This window comes from Globicatella sp. HMSC072A10 (assembly GCF_001811625.1).
Taxonomy (GTDB): Bacteria; Bacillota; Bacilli; order Lactobacillales; family Aerococcaceae; genus Globicatella; species Globicatella sanguinis.
The window spans coordinates 1-1,233 of the sequence record NZ_KV805692.1 but is presented as its reverse complement, the minus strand read 5'-3'; the positions used below and the strand labels follow the sequence as shown (position 1 = coordinate 1,233).

Sequence of the window (1,233 nt, the reverse complement as noted above, 5' to 3'; positions counted from 1 at the left end):
CACCTTCATCTTAAAAAAGTTCATGTTACCAATGACGCTCTCTTCCAATACCGATATAATAAATATTCTCTTGCCAAAGAATTATAGGGAAACCGGTTGAGATTGTCGTTCAAAATAATAAACTTCATATTTATTATAACGGAAACATTATCGATGTGCACCCGATAACGGACAATCACTTAAATATTAAGCCTGAAAATCAATTGTATTATGCCAAAACGAAGGATGACAAAGTAGAAAAGAATGCGATAGAAGCCCCTCCCGCTCCAAATATTATCTCAACAGAATTAGGAGGCATCCGATATGACAGCCTATCTTAAAGTACAAGAACAATTAACGTATTTAAAATTTAAATCAGCGCAACATTACCTAGAACAATTATTTCATGATTGCCAACTGACAGAGGTTGAATTGTCTGGATTATATAAGGTAATAGCTAAGGAAGTCGAAGCCAAGGAAGAAAATAACCGCTTGTATAATGTTAAAGTAGCTGCTTTTCCTTATTTAAAGACCATCGATGATTACGACTTTTCTTTTCAGCCAAGCATTGATGAAGATCAAATAAGAGCGATTATCGACTCTTCCTTTTATGAGGAAGCGAAGAATGTTGTGCTTGTAGGAAATCCTGGCACAGGAAAAACGCATCTAGCCATTTCAATCGCCTATAGTGTGGCGATTAAACGCAATAGTGTATACTTTATCAAATTCAACAAATTAATCCAATCTCTGAGAAAGGCCTATCAGGAAGGGGCTTTAGAACGAAAAATTAAGGTACTTTTTAAATATAAGTTACTGGTGATTGATGAGGTTCGTTTTAATGAGATTAGTCCATTAGAAGCGAAACTATTTTTTCAATTAATTGATTGGAGATATACCAAACGTTTTACGGTGTTTGCGAGTAATTTAACCTTTGATAAGTGGCATACTATCATGGGACAAGATGAAATGTTAACTAAAGCGATTGTGGATCGTATTTTGCATCACGCTTATTTATTTAATATTACGGGGCCCTCCTATCGGATTAAAGATAAAATATCCCCACCTAAAAGTGGTGAATCTTAAATGAAACAAATCGGGATTTTTAAGTTGACTTTTATATAAAGCGTCATAGTCAGAAAAATTAGAACACAAAGTTTATTGACTGACGAAAATTGACACCAACTAATAATGCTAAATTGACCATGAACAACAAGATTATATTTAGCGATAGCTTGGTGATAATAAATATAGAAA

General features: G+C 33.9%; 1 protein-coding gene. It reads left to right on the top strand.

Annotated features, from left to right (window positions below; genetic code table 11):
• The first annotated feature begins 303 nt into the window (after window positions 1-303).
• Window positions 304-1,062, top strand: coding sequence for an IS21-like element helper ATPase IstB (gene istB, locus HMPREF2811_RS04110; RefSeq protein ID WP_071408223.1), 759 nt, complete (start codon window positions 304-306; stop codon window positions 1,060-1,062).
• Window positions 1,063-1,233: the final 171 nt, after the last annotated feature.